The sequence below is a fragment of the Vibrio sp. SCSIO 43155 genome, assembly GCF_023716605.1.
Lineage (GTDB): Bacteria > Pseudomonadota > Gammaproteobacteria > Enterobacterales > Vibrionaceae > Vibrio > Vibrio harveyi.
In genome coordinates, this window is sequence record NZ_CP071854.1 from 49,230 (window position 1) to 64,982 (window position 15,753).

26 protein-coding genes are annotated in these 15,753 nt (G+C 40.1%); 10 read left to right on the forward strand and 16 right to left on the reverse strand.

Annotated elements, in window-relative coordinates; translation table 11 throughout:
• The first annotated feature begins 76 nt into the window (after window positions 1-76).
• From J4N44_RS27100 to J4N44_RS27115, 4 genes are all read left to right on the forward strand, one after another.
• Entirely contained in the window at window positions 77-529 is a 453-nt protein-coding gene (locus J4N44_RS27100) for a hypothetical protein (protein WP_252045892.1), read from the forward strand.
• Between the two features lie 73 nt (window positions 530-602).
• Entirely contained in the window at window positions 603-794 is a 192-nt protein-coding gene (locus tag J4N44_RS27105) for a hypothetical protein (RefSeq protein ID WP_252045893.1), read from the forward strand.
• A gap of 10 nt (window positions 795-804) precedes the next feature.
• Window positions 805-978, forward strand: a complete 174-nt coding sequence (locus J4N44_RS27110) for a hypothetical protein (protein WP_252045894.1) — start codon at window positions 805-807, stop codon at window positions 976-978.
• A 93-nt stretch (window positions 979-1,071) separates the two neighbouring features.
• On the forward strand, window positions 1,072-1,380 hold the full coding sequence (locus tag J4N44_RS27115; RefSeq protein ID WP_252045895.1) for a hypothetical protein: 309 nt from the start codon (window positions 1,072-1,074) through the stop codon (window positions 1,378-1,380).
• Window positions 1,381-1,894: 514 nt separating this feature from the next.
• On the opposite strand, the gene J4N44_RS27120 is transcribed toward J4N44_RS27115, so the two are convergent.
• Both J4N44_RS27120 and J4N44_RS27125 read right to left on the reverse strand, forming a co-directional pair.
• Entirely contained in the window at window positions 1,895-2,230 is a 336-nt protein-coding gene (locus J4N44_RS27120) for a hypothetical protein (RefSeq protein ID WP_069218415.1), read from the reverse strand.
• A 299-nt stretch (window positions 2,231-2,529) separates the two neighbouring features.
• Complete coding sequence (locus tag J4N44_RS27125; RefSeq protein WP_069218414.1) at window positions 2,530-2,919, reverse strand: hypothetical protein; 390 nt, start codon at window positions 2,917-2,919, stop codon at window positions 2,530-2,532.
• 353 nt (window positions 2,920-3,272) lie between these two features.
• On the opposite strand from J4N44_RS27125, the gene J4N44_RS28240 reads away from it, so the two are divergent.
• The 3 genes from J4N44_RS28240 to J4N44_RS27135 all read left to right on the forward strand — a co-directional run bounded on the left by J4N44_RS28240 (window position 3,273) and on the right by J4N44_RS27135 (window position 4,753).
• Complete coding sequence (locus J4N44_RS28240) at window positions 3,273-3,677, forward strand: RrF2 family transcriptional regulator (protein ID WP_069218413.1); 405 nt, start codon at window positions 3,273-3,275, stop codon at window positions 3,675-3,677.
• Between the two features lie 99 nt (window positions 3,678-3,776).
• On the forward strand, window positions 3,777-4,121 hold the full coding sequence (locus J4N44_RS27130; RefSeq protein ID WP_069218412.1) for a hypothetical protein: 345 nt from the start codon (window positions 3,777-3,779) through the stop codon (window positions 4,119-4,121).
• Window positions 4,122-4,315: 194 nt separating this feature from the next.
• Complete coding sequence (locus J4N44_RS27135; protein ID WP_252045896.1) at window positions 4,316-4,753, forward strand: hypothetical protein; 438 nt, start codon at window positions 4,316-4,318, stop codon at window positions 4,751-4,753.
• Window positions 4,754-4,963: 210 nt separating this feature from the next.
• Here the strand turns inward: J4N44_RS27135 and J4N44_RS27140 are convergent, their stop codons facing one another.
• The 13 genes from J4N44_RS27140 to J4N44_RS27200 all read right to left on the reverse strand — a co-directional run bounded on the left by J4N44_RS27140 (window position 4,964) and on the right by J4N44_RS27200 (window position 13,443).
• The gene (locus J4N44_RS27140) at window positions 4,964-5,293 is read right to left on the reverse strand and encodes a hypothetical protein (RefSeq protein ID WP_069218411.1); all 330 of its coding nucleotides are present in this window, start codon (window positions 5,291-5,293) and stop codon (window positions 4,964-4,966) included.
• A gap of 44 nt (window positions 5,294-5,337) precedes the next feature.
• A complete protein-coding gene (locus J4N44_RS27145; RefSeq protein ID WP_069218410.1) occupies window positions 5,338-5,604 on the reverse strand; it encodes a hypothetical protein in 267 nt (88 codons plus the stop codon).
• A 43-nt stretch (window positions 5,605-5,647) separates the two neighbouring features.
• Complete coding sequence (locus J4N44_RS27150) at window positions 5,648-6,385, reverse strand: hypothetical protein (RefSeq protein WP_252045897.1); 738 nt, start codon at window positions 6,383-6,385, stop codon at window positions 5,648-5,650.
• A 28-nt stretch (window positions 6,386-6,413) separates the two neighbouring features.
• Window positions 6,414-6,896 (reverse strand): DEAD/DEAH box helicase family protein, encoded by a 483-nt coding sequence (locus J4N44_RS27155; RefSeq protein ID WP_069218408.1) that lies wholly within the window; start codon window positions 6,894-6,896, stop codon window positions 6,414-6,416.
• A 577-nt stretch (window positions 6,897-7,473) separates the two neighbouring features.
• A complete protein-coding gene (locus J4N44_RS27160) occupies window positions 7,474-8,724 on the reverse strand; it encodes a DNA methyltransferase (protein WP_069218407.1) in 1,251 nt (416 codons plus the stop codon).
• Between the two features lie 281 nt (window positions 8,725-9,005).
• Window positions 9,006-9,344 (reverse strand): hypothetical protein, encoded by a 339-nt coding sequence (locus J4N44_RS27165; RefSeq protein WP_069218406.1) that lies wholly within the window; start codon window positions 9,342-9,344, stop codon window positions 9,006-9,008.
• A 516-nt stretch (window positions 9,345-9,860) separates the two neighbouring features.
• Entirely contained in the window at window positions 9,861-10,241 is a 381-nt protein-coding gene (locus J4N44_RS27170; RefSeq protein WP_141698688.1) for a hypothetical protein, read from the reverse strand.
• Between the two features lie 53 nt (window positions 10,242-10,294).
• Window positions 10,295-10,858, reverse strand: a complete 564-nt coding sequence (locus J4N44_RS27175) for a hypothetical protein (RefSeq protein WP_069218404.1) — start codon at window positions 10,856-10,858, stop codon at window positions 10,295-10,297.
• Between the two features lie 49 nt (window positions 10,859-10,907).
• Complete coding sequence (locus J4N44_RS27180) at window positions 10,908-11,276, reverse strand: hypothetical protein (RefSeq protein WP_069218403.1); 369 nt, start codon at window positions 11,274-11,276, stop codon at window positions 10,908-10,910.
• Window positions 11,277-11,394: 118 nt separating this feature from the next.
• Entirely contained in the window at window positions 11,395-11,943 is a 549-nt protein-coding gene (locus J4N44_RS27185) for a hypothetical protein (RefSeq protein ID WP_069218402.1), read from the reverse strand.
• 172 nt (window positions 11,944-12,115) lie between these two features.
• Window positions 12,116-12,400, reverse strand: a complete 285-nt coding sequence (locus tag J4N44_RS27190; RefSeq protein WP_141698687.1) for a hypothetical protein — start codon at window positions 12,398-12,400, stop codon at window positions 12,116-12,118.
• 159 nt (window positions 12,401-12,559) lie between these two features.
• On the reverse strand, window positions 12,560-13,021 hold the full coding sequence (locus J4N44_RS27195; protein WP_069218401.1) for an RES family NAD+ phosphorylase: 462 nt from the start codon (window positions 13,019-13,021) through the stop codon (window positions 12,560-12,562).
• Window positions 13,021-13,443 carry an Xre family toxin-antitoxin system antitoxin gene (locus J4N44_RS27200; RefSeq protein WP_069218400.1) on the reverse strand — a complete coding sequence of 141 codons (423 nt, stop codon included), beginning with the start codon at window positions 13,441-13,443 and terminating at the stop codon, window positions 13,021-13,023. The genes J4N44_RS27195 and J4N44_RS27200 overlap by 1 nt, the downstream gene beginning before the upstream one ends.
• A gap of 230 nt (window positions 13,444-13,673) precedes the next feature.
• Between J4N44_RS27200 and J4N44_RS27205 the strand changes: the two genes are divergently transcribed.
• The 3 genes from J4N44_RS27205 (at window position 13,674) to J4N44_RS27215 (ending at window position 15,142) form a co-directional block, all read left to right on the forward strand.
• A complete protein-coding gene (locus J4N44_RS27205) occupies window positions 13,674-14,033 on the forward strand; it encodes a hypothetical protein (protein ID WP_069218399.1) in 360 nt (119 codons plus the stop codon).
• A gap of 175 nt (window positions 14,034-14,208) precedes the next feature.
• On the forward strand, window positions 14,209-14,778 hold the full coding sequence (locus tag J4N44_RS27210; protein ID WP_069218398.1) for a phiTE_072 family protein: 570 nt from the start codon (window positions 14,209-14,211) through the stop codon (window positions 14,776-14,778).
• 46 nt (window positions 14,779-14,824) lie between these two features.
• Window positions 14,825-15,142, forward strand: a complete 318-nt coding sequence (locus tag J4N44_RS27215; protein WP_252045898.1) for a hypothetical protein — start codon at window positions 14,825-14,827, stop codon at window positions 15,140-15,142.
• 32 nt (window positions 15,143-15,174) lie between these two features.
• On the opposite strand, the gene J4N44_RS27220 is transcribed toward J4N44_RS27215, so the two are convergent.
• Complete coding sequence (locus J4N44_RS27220; RefSeq protein WP_252045899.1) at window positions 15,175-15,687, reverse strand: hypothetical protein; 513 nt, start codon at window positions 15,685-15,687, stop codon at window positions 15,175-15,177.
• Between the last annotated feature and the right edge of the window lie 66 nt (window positions 15,688-15,753).

The window sequence follows — 15,753 nt, forward strand, 5'->3', positions numbered from 1 at the left end:
TAACTACTGCGTTGAGTTTGTGAGATACCGTAAAAGAGTTATAGTGCTTGGGTAGTAATAAGAAGTGACGGGCAAGATGGACCGAAATAAATTTAATCTAATTGGAAATTCAAGTTACAAATCGAATCTTGGAGTCAAGATTTCATTTGTGGTGTTAGTTCTTGTTACTTTCTTGACAGCTTTTCTTTCAGAGCGACAAATCTTAGAGGTGAATCGTCTGTTGTTATTGGCGCTACCTCCTAGCTTTGATTTAAGTCAAATTCACAAGTTGTTGTTTAATAGAGCATTAGACCTTCCTATTATTCGTATTTTAAATAGTGTTCTTTTGGGGTTGCAGTGCATGATCATAGTGCAGTGTGTATATGAGCTTCGGACTGTTTTGAACAGTGCTATTCAAGAGTATAAGGGTAGGAAGGGGGAGTGGGCTTATCTGCTTTTCATGGCAGTTTTAGGCGTATTGGTACTCTATTTTGCTCTGTGGTTCTTGGGTTGGTTAGTGTTTGATTTAATTTCACTTGTTTTGAATTAATTACAATGCTTACTGGTGGTTGCAGTACACGAGCTAAAAGGAGATGCCTTACGAAGATCATAGGGGGAAAAGGATGCCAAGAACGTTAAGCTATGATATGACAGTTCGTCAAGATGGTGATTCATGGACAATTTGGGGGTTGGGTGTTGAGCGTGACGGAAAGGTGTTGTGCCACCTCGCTTCTAAAACTCGATCTAGAAAGCAAAAAAATGGTTGTTGCCCAATTCAAAAGCACGATTGGGTAAAAGGCACCAAACGGGTCTAAGAGGGAAAGTATGGGTAATAGAAATTTACAACATAGCGCAGAGCAAATTGAACAAGGTACAGTTCAGTACAATCAGTGCGTGTCTGACATGCCTGGTCGCGGTATGTCTTTTGATTTGCATAAAAAAGAACTTAAAGGCGACGCAAAAGAAGCGCTAGAACGTAAATTAGAGGAAAGTCTTTGATTCACATGCAGGAATATGAAGGTTCAAAACGTAATTTTTGGACCAGATAATCAAATTCGTGATTATGAGTCTAAATCCACAGGAATAGAGAGTATGAAAATTTTCACCGATGATGTTGGAACTAAAGAGCTTAGATTTGGTAATAGAGCGCAACATTCAATTACTTGGTCAAGTCGAAATCCAGAAGCAGTGATCTTCTTTATGGCATCCAGTGATGTCACTGTTAGCACAGCTCTAAGTGTTGATGGTATTCGAGTTCTTAAAGATAGCGATAATGCGAGTGTTAGGTTCTCTAACCCAAGTAAGCAGTTTATGCAGCAAGCGACATTGCCTAAAAAAGTGGCTGATGTTCTTTGTGCAGAGTTGAAACTAAAGTACGAAAATACCGATTTATCAGAATAGCGCTATTGAAGGGAAAGACGATATATGTGTCATTATTTCAAATACACTGTGATGATGGTTTGTTTAATTGTGGCCGTAGGTTGTACTGAAGGTCAAGATCAAACGTTACTGGTTGTTAGGTCGGAAATGTTAACTCAACTTAACGAGGTAACAGCCGTTTGTGAGTCTACCCCCGATTCTGCAATCAGAGGTTCTGATTGTATTAATAAGATGAATATGCTGAGTGATCGCATTGATTTGTACTTAACACCTCAAACGAGTCTAGTGATTGGACCTGTAGTAGTGGGATTGGATGATTTGTCTAAATCGGTTTATGACCGTTGGGTGTCTTTCGAGAATTCTACCAATCCTAGGGCTTCAATCGATTAAGAAGGTGGAGTCTTAGTTCTAATTGGCAATAATAACGGTTATTGCCAATTAAATCCTTTTTTATTCAGATAGCTATACCCTTTTAAGACCTTTCCTGCGTGTTTGCCAGTAAATCTCAGAGTATTGCCATTAGCAGTAAGTTCATTTACTGCGATTCGGTCATTAAGAATTCTTGAACCGATGGTGTTTCGCCCACCAAATACTGTATTTTATGTTGGCTAATTTCTTCCCCAAGAATCCAGTTCCATCCTTCCTCCCAATCTTCGGGATTTGCTTCTGGGGAATCGGCGTAGATCGCTTTGAAGACTTTCACAATTACGAAAGCTTCATCTTCAATGTCTTTAGTCTCACAGAATTCATTGAATTCTCCGCTTTTAATAAATTCAGCTAAAGCAAGTGTTGCGGTTTTCGCCTCGCCGTAATGTCGTATACCTTCTTCAAATTGAGCACAGGCGATAAATCCTTCTTGTGTAAGTTGCATTGCTTTGTTCCTTAAGTTTTATTTGTGTTTACTGAGAATTACCAGCATGAGCGTCTTTGTGTGGCTCTATGTGCGGTTCTTTAATGACCTTAAGACCTTGTTGTAAGTGAAACCCAAAACCATTGTTAAAAGGCATATAGAAGCAATTGGCGCAGTAAGACTGTTAGTATTCCCTTTCACTATCTCATTCAGTAAGCCGAAGATTAGAAATCCGACAAGAAGAGCTAGACCGATCAACAAGATTAATAGATAGTGAATCCGCCCGTCGCAGCTTAGGTAATTACTATTCTTCATAATAATTAGCTGCTCTTTTCCATTTCGCTATAGATCAGGTAGAGCTCTTTTGTCGGTAATTTATCTATCTTTTTAAGATCCCATTCCCAGTCGGCATTCTGTTGGTTGCCGCAAAAGTATGCGTAGCCCTTACCTTCCATTTCCATTGCATGACGTGCTGACTTGAAATTGCTTCCTTTGATTGCTTTTAGTAGGAGCGACCGTTGTAAAGTGTCGTCTTCATCTATGTCTGAATCTTTGTTCATGTTTAGTTCAATTTCGCTCATAGCTAGATATAGCAAAAGCTCTAAAAGGTCAGATGTTTTCACTTCTAGGGTTTCGTCCCCTTCTTTATTTGCATGAAGAGTGGCCGAGGCGAGTTTGTTTTTAACATCGTTTATGTTCGAGAATTTCATGTTTTGTCTCAAGTTGATTGGTTGAGGTGAGTTAATGACAGATTACGGTAGGAATGGAAGTACGCAAGGTATTCAAGGGCTTCGATACCCTCGTATCATTTAGTAATGAGATATTACTTTGTTTTTGAACATCGAATTTTCAAAAGACATTGACCTGCTTGAATTGCAACCTCAAACAACTTATGTCTGCCTCAAATATCGATTAGCAGCTATTTTAATTGTGAGAGTTGAGTTTTGTTCGTTTTATAACCTTATTTGAGATGTCATAGACAATTATTAACCCTTTGTATTGTTGTTCTTTTTAGCTTGTTACTGAAAAATACATAGACAAATTAAGTGTGGAGGAATACCCAATGTTAAGTTCACGGGCAAACGTAGCAGTATTGCTTTTATTAGAACTTGAAGCTTCGACAAATGCTGGTCTTAACAGTCGAGTTACCGAGTTAGCAAAAGCGCTTGATATTTCGACTAGTTATGTTGAACAGCTTGTTTGCATTTTGAAGGCAAATAATCTGGTAGTAAGTTCGCGGGGCCCAAATGGTGGTTATAAGCTATCAAAGTCACTATCAAATGTTCACCTCTCTCAAATTGTAATGATTTTCGAGAAAAGGTCAGATTTTGAAAGTGCGAAGCGTAACAGTCGGTGGTCATCCTTCCGTGATGGGCTACATTTATCCTTAACTAATATAACATTAGATAAGATCTCAAATTTTGATAATGTGTCTCTTCTCCCTCCTAGAGTAAGAAAGGCAAGTTAGCCCCTACCCCTATTAATGTTTTGCTTTTCGGCTTTGTTGCGCCATTCGTTTCTAAGGTTAACCTGTCCTTACATAAAGCAATGTTAATAGAGGCCAAAAATGTTAGTAAACAAATTTGTGATGACTGATGATGAGCTCTTAGAAGGGGTTCGAGCTGGGCATGAGCAGTGTATTGTTGAGTCATTAGGTGACGGTTTTCTATGTTGGCACATAGGTGATTCTCGGGAACGTGAACCAATACACCAGGTTAAAGCAGGTGAACGTTTTTGGTGCTGGAATTTTCGTTCATTGAGTGGTACTTATCTCCATGATTATGCAAACATGGCAGAGTCGAATGTTGTCATTCATACAGACGTTCAATTAAGACTTGTTTTTATAACAGATGATTCTCAGCATGAGGCGCTGTTCAATACCTCACTCGATAAGTCCCCTAACATCACTTAACAAGCATTGCCTATGACACATGGTTATGGTGTAGGAGAGTGATAAAGAATCATACTCACACCACCTACAACCACGATAAGTCAATGCATATTTGATGAGATAAGAAAATAGAGTTTCATACTGAAATATCTACCAGCGTAGAGACTTAGAAGATTCTAAGTAATAAAGATTCATACTGAACATTAAGGCGATTTATGTACACAAACATTCAACTCTCTAGAGGCTGGCAAGGCAAACTCGGTTGCATCGCCGCAGATGTCGAGCCTATTGGTATCAACTATTTCAATGAACAAATGAGCGAGTTCCGAGAATTCATGGGAGAGGCTGAAGTTGAAGAAATAGATCTTGGGTGGCGCTCATTATGTTTTCAATACGAAAGCCTTGAGTCTGATCCTCAAGGCACTCCTATTCAAGATCGCTTTGCTGCTTTACAGGATGAATGGTCTTTGCGTCGAAGACTCATGATGATGACGGATTCAGGCAATGCCGACCTAGCCTCTATTATTGCTCAGAATCATTTTAAGCAAAGTCCGCTCAACTTCACGTCATCCCCAGTAAGGGACATATCAAACAGTGATGAAGAAGATGACGACGATTGGGACATGAACTACACACCGAGCTGGTTTGATTAACCTTGCTTTAGTATGAATCTTTATTACTTTGTATGAGACTTTAATGCTCAGTATGAAAGTTTAATACTTAACCACATATGGACGATTTCTTATGGGGGGCTTGGCTCGCACCTTAAAGCAAAATGATGCTGTGGTAACAGAGTTTATAATGCGCCAATGGCAACGGAAGGGGTTGGCGGTTGGACTTGTACCCCTACCTTGTTTAGAGCATTAAAGTGTAGATGCCATATATCCTATCGAGTAGCTAGCAGCGTATCCTATCAAAGCAATCATTAATGCTATTAGGATATGCTTTATCCCTTTCTTGTAGCTAATCCCCATGCAGGCCCAAAGGCAACCAATCATACCGGCGGTAAAGTAGTTTAATCTTACTTGAATAGTTAGATTGTTTCCCAGTAGCAAAATGAAAATGGAGGTTATTAGGCCAACAAGTATGGCTTGTAGAGTAATTTGTTTGATGCTCACTTTAGTTAGCTTTACCCCCCAAAGTTTAATAGTCCTATTACCTTTAGTTGAGGCAGTATGATCGTTGGTTAGCATTTATTTACCCTGTAGCAACTGCTTTAAAGTTCAGCCGTTTAAAGCTAACGCATAAATAGCCATGCTTCATCTTTAACAATAAACGGTTTACTGGCTTTTTTCCCGCGAAAAAAGGCACCTCTAGGGAGCTGGTCGCCCCTGTTCACCCGATGTAACCACTCTTTAAATGCTGCGTTCTTATTTCTATGGTTAGCATGGTCATCATGTTTCTGTGTCGCGTGGACCGTCTTGACTCCGAATTTTGGGGTGTAAGATCCCGAGCCAAAGAACATAGTGTGATGCTTTAACATTTTGTCTGTAATGGTTTCCATGCTGCACTCCTATTGCCGTGGGCCTTGACCTATCTGTCGACGTCTACCCGTCAGTATTTATCGGTCTAAAGAAAGCCTCTCGATGAACGTAGTAATGAGGCGTTTCATTGTTTATGTATTTTGCGCACGTCTTGCGGTCTGGTACCGGTAGTATTCTCGCTTCAGCATACCCAAGACGATTTAGCATTTCGTTTCTCCATGCCCATAGGCCTGTTAGGTAGGCTTCGAGCTCATCTATATCTGACTGTTTCGCTGAGTTTTCTAGTTGAACACTAATAACGAGGTCCGATATTCTTGGGGGGCTAACTGTTTTTTCTCCACGAATAGCCGCAACAAACCGACCAAACAGTGATGCTGGTTTATGTTGTTCGTGAAGTTGCTCTTTCGTTCTTTGGTTGCCTCTCTCTTTCCAGAGAACCATCTCGAATATGGTTTTGTTATCCTTGCGATTCGCTCTTACTGGGGGCATAAACACTGCTCGAGAGCGTTTTCGTGAACAAAATTGTTTGTACTCTCGTTCATGCCCTTTGGCGAGTCTGTAGGCCAGGTATATTAAAGTCTTTTCCAATGAGCCGTATTGGTCTGGATGGGCCTTAACCACTTTTTTTCCTTTACCTTCACCAATAGTGACTTTCCAACCTTCAGCCCCGTTTGGAACGATCTTTCGCGGGATTTGAATATCCACTAATCCTTCGGCTAAGGGAACCCTTAGCTCTCGGTATTCTAGGCCTTGAGCTGAAATTCGGTCGCGGATGTACTTAGGGAATATATTTTTACTCACATTTTTCTCCTGTAATTTTTAAAAGGCTTTATCGGGCGAGCCTTAACCCTTTTGTGCGATCTAGATTGAGCCATACCCCTTTTTCTGGTTGTTCAACCAAATCAAAGGCGTTTTGCAACAGGCCCACAATAATTGTGCCACACTCGGACAATTCAGCAATACGTTGTAAGCTCATATTATTTATGAATCCAATTTCATCGATTACATATGTTTTATGGGGGTCATTAAGTAGGGGTGTAATATCTATCAGTTTGTCATTTTTAAGTAAATCAAGAGTATTGATGGATATAACATTATTGCCTTCAATACTAAGCAGTTTAGCTAGTCCAGTTTTACCAGAACCGCTCTTACCTTCAATAAATATCGGTATGTTGATGCTTTTTCTTGTATGAGTTTCTACTATTTGATACATCAAACTTAGATGCTGAGAAAAATCGACTTTTATGGGTTGTTTTTCGGGTAAGCTAGGTTCATAGATTACAGAAGTTCCTAGTATAGTCATTGACGTCATTTTGTGTTCCTTACCTAGTTCGGTCCAAAGGGACAATCTCATCAAGAAAAGCCGCTAGCACCCGCCCTATGGGTCTTCACTGAAAGATTTGATACGCAAGCTAACTAATAGTGGTGCCTACTTTAAGTTGGTTCTCTTTCCAACGTGTGGACTTGCAGAGCTTGATGGTTAGGCGTTTTTCATGGTTAAAGATTGTTTGAATCCTTCAGTTCGAATTGCTTTTCTGAGGTTGGTGAAGCTGAATTAAATTACCTAGCGGGAACGTATTGATTGCATGTCCAATATTCATACAAATCCCCCTTTCTGATATGCGACCATTTTAACGATTAAAAATATAAAAAAAGTCAGTAAATACCGAAATGAGACTTCATAGCCAGAAGGATGCGTAATTTGGGGGTTTGTTAGAGAATAACGTACATTTTGGAGGTTGATGACCATGAAAAATGCAATTTATGTTCGTCTTTTTACGGGGTTTTGGGGTGAGAATTAAAGTTCATCACTAATAATAGAGTAAGAATGTTATTACTTACTCTATTTCATTGGGATTATCTCTGTAAGAGAATGGCGTAAATCGTTTTTAAAAGTTCAATCGGTATTTGTCGCCAAGGAAGGACGGATTAAACCAGACGTCGTCGCCAAACTTGCGGAATCGTATGAAGCTTTGTTGAATGTATTCCATAATCATCTCGGACACGATCCACTTTCTTTCTAGATCCTCACTTGCCTCGCCAACAGTGCATGTGCCGCCGAAGGGGTCGTATGCAACCTTTCCAACTGGGCACATGTACTGGATTAGGAAGTGCGCTAGTTGATATGTCATCTTTGCCCCATGAATCGGGACACCGATAGATCGCGCAAACCTGTTAACAAGCTCACCGTGTTTACATTTGTTGCTAAAATACTGTACGTTGCTTGGAATTTTCCCTTTAGATAGGTCTACTTTCGAATAGTCTCCTATCTTTTGACGGTGAGCTCCATCTGAAGTGATTGAGGTTGATCTTGACCCACCGCTAAGAACAAACTTTTTGTAGCTGTCTTTATGTTCTATTCGAACTCGAGAGTTGTCTATCATCAGTTTGAGTGGATTTGTGGTGAAGTGAAGAACGAAGTCATACCCAGCTTTAAGAAGTAGTTTTTTTTTGCAGGCCCACTCAGTAGGGGTTGGTGGTTTGTTCGTTTCGATGACCATTCGGTCGCAAAGAAAAAAACCTTCATCTACCATCATGAGGGTAAGCCTTTCAATATGAGTTTTTCGGGCTGGCATTCCTTGGATGAACGAATCTTGCCCCAGTTGCAGTGCAATAGAGGCTCCATCGGCAAGCTTTGGCTTGATTTTCTTCATTACATTGATGATAAACTCGCACCATTCTTTTTCTTCCGAAATTCCGCCGTACAGACGTGCACGATTAAGAATGTAGGGCGGAGAAGTAATGACTAAGCTTATCTCTTCATTGATTAGTTCATTGTCGAAAACACTTTCGGAGCGAGAGCAAATCATGACCCCCATTCGGGTACTCATTGCAATTACACTTTTGCCTTCTTTGATCGCATGTAACCTGTTTCTGGCCGTTCCAATTAGTTCCCAGCATCCACGCTCTACCCTTCTAAGTATTTTCTGATTCTTCATATCTTGTTGAAGCCAACGGAGTTTGCGGTAGAAAAGGTTTATACCCTTCTTCCCCCCTGTACCGTCGTAATAGTCCATAGGATTAATGCCTAATTTTTCAGCGACCGTTGAATATAGGGTCTGTTGGTCAAGTTCTCCACCAGCTTCTAGGTAGGCTTCTTCTATGGCCGGAAACAATTGTAACTGTCCTAACTCTTTCATAGTGTTAATCCGTTATCGTTAGTATTTGTTTCCTATTGTATGTTCGTGATAGTTATACGCAATTTCGAGTTTGGAAGGGTGATGATTACTTAATTGTTTAGAAAGGTGGGCAGTTAATGAGGGCACTATAGGCGTAACCTGTCGGTGGTTGGCTAATGCATCGGTAATCCATTGAACGGTCAGGCTATCCGATTCTAGTCGGACCCGAGTCAAGGCGCGGTTTGAGCTCCTTCCGAGTTCCTATAGCCTATAGTGCAAATTTGTAGCTTAAGATGTGGTCTTCATTTATCTAGGGACCGAAGTGCCTCCCCTAGTAGTTCTTCGGGAGAAAGGTTAGCTTTTTTATGTTTGATTGTTTCAACTTTTATGGATGTTAAATCTTCTTTAGACCTCCCTTGCCCATCAAAATATTCTTGGCGACGTCCATAAGCAATGTAAATGTTGTTTGAAAGGATTGTCAGTTCCGTCTCAGAAGCCTCAATGGTGCTGAGTTTCTTCTTTAGACCTTCGTACATTGTATCAAGACTTTCGTCATTCTTTGCTTTGGTGAAATGGCTGTAGATTTCTGCGATTGAACTTTGGGTTGATAACTCAAATTTTTTCGGTGTGGTCGATTTCATCTTCTGGTTATGTATGTTGTCCTGATAGTTTCATTTTACATGAAAAAACGGAGTTGTATGTGTCAGAACTTTGTTGTTCTATGCGTGTCATTTCATGCTTTTGACCTAAGCCGGTATTGATATCAAAGGCTGGTGGCTTCTGGGGGCAAGAGTAATTCTAATTGTTATGTGTAGAACATTGGGATGTCGGTTTATTGTATGGTGGCAATTGCACAGCAATATGATGTAGATCTTTCACAAAATGAGGATTAATATCCGAGGTGTGCACTATCTTTTGTGCATAACTAGTTTAAAGCGTCGACTAGTAAATGAGCTACGAGTTTTAGGGGGTTCCTTGGAGCTCTGACTGTTAAAACCTTCCTATATTAGCAGCGGTAGGCTGTAAGCGAATAAAAAGGCTTTGCTATGGATGAATTAGATAAAATTTGTGATGGTTGTGCTCACCCGATGAGTGCATGTACTTGTCCTTACTGTGAAGAGTGTGATGAAAAAGAGCACGAATGTATTTGCGACTAGTTATCGCAACTCTCTCAATGCGTTACAAGCAATTTGGTCAATAGCTCGTTTCGCTTGAGATATTCGCAGTTCAATAAGCGCGTTAAAGTAGGCATCAAATTCAACAGTGAGCTTGGTGCCTAATGTGAAATCCATTCCAGAACCTCCAATATCAATAAGCATGTTGTTCGCTGTTGCGCAAAGATCGAATCGATTATTCGCTTCTTCAATTGTTAAGAACCACTCTAAAAACTCTTCATTTGTACAGTTCGTGCCTTCAATGAAAATCTCAAGACTATCGGGCGTCGTATCAATTATGTAGTTGCCGTCTTCATCAACGAAGCCGTGTGAGTTGGGGCCCAGTTCAATCTGATTCACCACTATTGCTGTTCTCTTTGTCATTTTTCTCTCAGTATTAAAAAAGGTCCCTGGGTGGGACCTTTTGGTGTTAATGGCTACTTCACTTGATTCAAGAAGTCTTCTTGTAACTTCAATTGAATCTGTTCCGATAGACCATTGGTATTGGTGTTGACTAACAGATCGCAAAGTTCTTTTAACTTTTGTTCGCTGTCATTAGTTTCAAGAGTAATCACCAAACAATCCTTATCATGAAAATACTTGTTTACATCGATGTCCACTAATCCGTATTCATCGTTGCAAATGCCAAGGTTTGTTCTGAGAGTGTCTTGTTCCTCATCTTCTTCATCAAATCCGATATAAACGAAGACCGTTGCATCTGATTGGTTTGGCAAACTAAGGCCAGTTATTTCAAACGACGGACACTGATCATTGTGCCAACTCATGTCCTCAAACCTATCTAGAGTTTCAATAAAGGTATTCGGGAGTTTTTTGAAGTAATCAAAACCAAATTCGTACTCCCATTGGCGGCTTGTGTCGCGCAATGCATCTCGAGCGATGTCCCCTTTCTGTTCACTGGATAAGCTTCGAGAACGGCATTTGGTGAGAGCTGTACGTAATTTATTTATGATCACTTCAGTCGATATTGCTTTGTAGGCCATGATATTTTTCCTCTGTAATTAATTAATGGTTAGTTTTTTTCTTGCTAAGTTACTTTACGTAGCGGTTAGCAAAAATTGCTGCCATAGCTTCTTCTTTTGATTTGAAATCTGCACCGATTAGCTTCTGAGTTGATTGAACATTGATAAAGCCAGACCAATACAGATCCCCCTTCGATTTTGATGCAATCCCACAGCACTTTTCATTGTTGAATAAGTAAATAGGACCGCAATCAAAGCTTGGTTCGCTAGTTTTGTAGGCCCAAACAAACTCGTCGTTAGGTTCGACGATAGGGCTCGCTATCGCTGTAAAGGTTTTTGCCTTGAACTGAGAAAAGAACCGCTCTTCAAGTGGACCTCGATCAGCTCCTTCACGGAAGCAATTACCTTGGCAAATGCTTTCAATGCAATTTCCACACATAAATATTTTTCCCCTATAGTTATTTAAAGTAAGACCTTATGGACTAAGTCAAAAGTAACTCTGTTTGTAGATATAGTCAATTTATCGAGCGTGGTTAGTTTGAGGTGTTAATACCAGTTCAATTTACTTGAGGTTCATTGGGCGCATGTTCATTAGTAACAAGCTCGCAATCGTTAATACCTGCCATGCTCATTACTTCAAATAAGGCGTACTTTTCCAAATTGGATAGACATTGATTAATCTCAATATCTATTAATGGTGTGAATATGATTTCTTGCTTGGAACTGCTATCAAGGATTAGCGCGGTGATCTCATTTGTTAGGAGCTTCGAGTCACTGTGTAGACAGTCAATGAAATTCATTTTTACTCGACGCGAAACATTAGCATCACTGCTGTATTGACGTTCAAGCCGTAGTTCAAAGGCGGATTGGCTTGAATAGATCGTGATCTTTATGGTCTCAAGGAACTTGCGATTTTTGAGAACTTTAGACGCAAAGCTTAATCCTATACATGCTAAAGCGATAGAACCTACCATAAGGAGCATCTGGGCACCTACCTCTTCGAATCTTGGTGAAGTAGTGTTCTGGAAAAGGAAGTGTGCGATTTTATCACTAAAGCCTGCGGTAAGAGCAGAAGAAACAAATAGGATTGGTTCATATATCTTCATTACAAAACTAGGTCCCACAAGTGGTTTATGCAACTAAGTTTACAGGTGGTCGTGTTAATTTCTTACTAATGAATTATATATATGAGACATCATAGACGCAGAAGCGCTATTTCAAATTTTATTGAGTGGTAATTATTAAAAGCTCTCTACCATAATGATAGAGAGCTTTTTCTTAGATTATTCCACATTCTCTTGCTTCGTGAGATATAGCGCAGAGAATGTTATGAAGTCCTTTCGAACCTTGATACGGGTTGTGATTACGCGATACGCGAATTGTCGAGATGTCTGAAGACAGTTCAACTAAACGATGTAAACCCTTATGAAGCTGCCCTTTGCCATAAAGGCTTAAAGACTGCTTGATGTATTCTTGAGTCTCTGGTGTCCAAGCCAAAGCTAAAAATACAGTGTCCAAGTCATTAATTAAATAACTTAATGTAGTTGATGGTTGTACGGCCATGTTTTCCCCTTTAATCAATTGATAATGTAACTCTTAGTGAGTGAACGGGTTCATCATAATCATTTGATAGGTTAATAACCAGATAAACTCTCAATTTGATGGGGATATGTATTCGAGTAACCGTATCGGATTGTTTTTCAATCCGATACTTAATGGCTTTTAACGGATCATCTTTTGAATGCGAGAATCGTAGTAGTATTCTTTAGTCTCGACTATAGAAAGGCGATGAAAGTCTTTATGGAGTGGGTTGATAACGTAGTTGTACTCATCACGAATAATTGCGCTTGGGATCTGTAGCAGCAAGTATTCATTGTCGGAATAAAATGACGCACTAAACGTTCTCGCTACACCAGTGTCCGGCAATAAATCCCATCCCTTCGGTAGCTGCGCTTCCGTGTATCGAAGTATAGGCGCATCGTCGGGCACCCAAATCGTCATCATGTTTAGTTTTGGCATATCTTCGATGGACTCATGAACTAGGCGTTCTAATGCTGCTAGGGAGCGAGATGAGGCCGTGTAACATGCTAGAGTTCCCTGAATATGCCAACGGCCTGATCCGAAAAGACCACCTTTACCAGATAGATCCGCATAACTTGCATGTGATAGCCGGTAAATTTCCATTAAGCCACCAAGCCGTATTTTAGTTTGTTGATTTCTTCTAGCACAATGTTAATACCGGTAACGGTATCACACAAAGATAAGGGGGTTGAGTTCCCTAGTGCCGCAGAAGGTCTCATAAACCAACGCTTACGCTTTTCAACATCTTCAAAATACTCATCTGCTTGTCGGATTAACTCAGTCAAGATCAGAGTATGTTCTGAAGACGCAGGGCTTAACGGTGCGTCATTTTTGGATTTTCGCTGAAGAGTGCGAATGCTCTCACCAATGATGACGGCGAATTCTTTTTTGGTAACACCTAGGTATTGGGCGCTCACTTCTAACATACTAGAAGGAATGCCATTCCTAATTAGTTCTAGGCTTTGTGTGACAGTTGACATATCACCTCGGTTCCCGCCTAGAATTTTGTATGCTTGTTCATACATGACCATACCTCCTCTTGGTAAGTACATTAAGAATAAGCGACATTTGTCGTTACTTCAAGTTGCTTTTGGCGCATTAGGGGGTGGTGTGTTTGGTTCAAGCGTTGATAGTTATACCCTGAAAGCGTATTTATTAAGTGCCTTACATATGGTATTTTTCTAAGTCATTGTGCTGTAGCTTTGCACTTTGACCATTAAATAATTACAGGTGAAAACTATAAAGGAGTTTAGCTATGCCTCTAGAAGAGCGCTCGCTAAAAATACAAGCAGAACTTGATATTGAGTTAATCTATATAAGTGAGATTGAGTCTGGGTATGAAGTTTTTATTCAGCTCACTAACGGAGCTCGATACACTAGCGTAAAGACCTTTCTTGAAGCACCCTCTTCCAATATTTCTAAATCCGATGCAATGCAGTTTTGTATTGCGTATGCGACCAAGGTTCGGGATGGGGGTTATGATGCAATGAGTTATGGTGATTGGTACGAACAGTGCCCCGCTCCTGATTCTGAGATAAGTAGGACCTTAATATGTAATGAGTCTTCCCTTATCTTACCTCAAGAGGCTCCAATCTATCACGGTTTGCCCTTTTGATTCTAAAGCCAGCTATTATGCTGGCTTTTTTGTGCTACCCCACTTTAGCCTATCCAACTAGGTTGGCCGTTTAACGAGATGATAAATCCCATATATTTGAGTTGCATATTCAATATCATAGGTATAATTACGAAAAATTATCTACTACCAAATTGGACGCAAGTTAAGGGGAAATATGGAAGTAAATGTTGGTACCTCAGTCAAGATTACTCTTACAAATTTAGATAAATTAGACCCTGTTACAGTTTTTCTCGAAGAGTTTAGTTCAAGGCAAGGTCGTATTGTCATTCACTGTTGGGGGAAGGCGTGGGCAGCTTTTTGGCCGGCTATGGGGGATCGAGGGATTGCCCGTTTTTTTGTAGATTCGGATAATCCATATCTTGTTAAAAATTTAGATAGTGAGCTAAAACAAGAAATTAACGATTATGAAGCACTTCACCTTTTGCTTGTAAAAAAAGTAATAGAGAAGCTTTCAGGTGACGATCTGAGTGAAGACGATGTCTATTACTTTGAATCAGTAAAGTCAGCTCTTAACAATGATAAGGCTACTTTCTGTGATGATCGAGAGGCTGAATTCTGGTGCCATGAGAACACTGAGTATCTTTATAGTCTTCTCGGTGATGAATGGTGGGATCATATCCCCAAAAAATCGAATCACGAGTACCAATACCTTTGTCGTATTATCGACGTAGTACGTGACGGGCTTAAGGAATACATCAAAAGCAAGTCCGATCAACCGATGTAAGAGGACCTGATAACCCTCAATCTAAATGAAGCATAAAGGTAAAGTCATGCGCTATTACTTGGTAACATCTCATAGATACCCTAAGTTCTATGATCTCGCTGGTTCGATAATCGAGGTTGAACTAAATTATGTCGACACTAAAACGATTTCTGAAATTAATGATAGTGGTGAATTGGTTCACCATTCGTTCGGAGGAACGCCACCAGTGGTTAATGGTGTGTGGATGGTTGATTCTGTGGAAAAGGCTTATTCTGAGTTGAGTAGACGTGGAATATATCCTTTTGCAAGCAAAGTCGCTGCTAAGGAACATGCTAAAAGACTTGATTTGAAAACGTTTAAGTATTTGCCTGTTGCAATATGCTAGATGCTTGTAAAAAGCTGAGCTAATGCTCAGCTTTATCTATTCAACGATACGCTTAGCTTCGATTTCCAGCTCTCACCAACATCCCTCATCTCACCAGAAAAACCGCCCTCTCCATTTTTATTGATAGACAAATTCTGATGTCCTACTAGATTTCCCCAAAGTTTATCTCGCTCTTTGCTTTTCTCGCTTGCTAATAAAGAGCCAGAAATATGTTGAGGGCATTGTCTCACCATTTTAGGGATAAGGGAGAACATTGTGTGGAAAACAAACGACCCAAGCCCTACCGACCGCCATGCTAGCGGTAGAATAAAGTCGTTAATATGAACGTTGTAAACTTTACCTGATTCGTATTGGAACGATTCAAAGTGATAAGTGCCTAGGCTTTGATTTTCGAAACCAGTATCAAGATTGATTGCAATATCGATACAAAAAAGGTCGTCATTGAAATTTTCAAAGTACACAGTCTCAAAGGTGACATAACACTCTTGCTGAACCTGGTGGCATCTTATTGTGTAATTATAAGTTTGAATCACTTTAGTGCTCATGTCGCCCTTCTCAAATGTAAACTAGCGTAGACACATGACGGTGTGCCTCATTCCTTTTGAAATGAG